Annotated in this window: 1 protein-coding gene; it reads right to left on the reverse strand. The window is 28.4% G+C overall.

The features are described from left to right. Positions 1-569 (reverse strand): hypothetical protein (locus E1I18_RS03625; RefSeq protein WP_141484229.1); only part of this gene is annotated, 569 nt, incomplete at its 3' end. Positions 570-631: the final 62 nt, after the last annotated feature.

Below are 631 nucleotides of genomic sequence, written 5' to 3' on the forward strand. Positions count from 1 at the left end.
CCAAACTTATATACGTTTTTGTAATTTAAACGACGCTTTGTTTTTTCTTTGGATTCGTAATATTTAAATTGCGATATAAAGAATAAATCTTTATTAGTTATAACTTTATTTCTGTTTCGTTTAGCAATTTTTTTGCCTTCTTTTGTTGCGTATGGACTAGCAATTCCGAGTTGTTTAAAGCGTCTAACCAGAGTTGAATATGAAAAATCTTTAGGTTCTGAACATTCAAAGTGTTCAAAAAATTCATAAAAAGAAATCAAAGTTAAAAAAGAAGAACTGTCATTGTTGTTCTCGTTTCCAGTTAATCGATATCTTTTAAAATAAGTTTTGCTCAATGCTATAAATTTCTCATCAGAATGTTTAAGAGCGTGTTTGTTATTTAAATTGCCGTGAGAGATTTTGATTTTAGTTCCTGTTTTTTGGGACTCTCTCAACTGTTTTCGCTTTCTTTTTATAGTTGAAATTGAGACATCTAAAGCTATTGATAATTGTTTATTTGTTCAATCGCTATGCCTTGTAATTTGTCTGAAAATTAAATCATTTTTTGCTGCATATCTCTGATTTTCCATAACAAAATTGTATTCCTTAGTTGAATTCTAACTAAGAGGTTCATTCTGTTTGGTATTTGAAA

The sequence above is a fragment of the Mycoplasmopsis mucosicanis genome, assembly GCF_006546935.1.
GTDB classification, from domain to species: domain Bacteria; phylum Bacillota_I; class Bacilli_A; order Mycoplasmatales; family Metamycoplasmataceae; genus Mycoplasmopsis; species Mycoplasmopsis mucosicanis.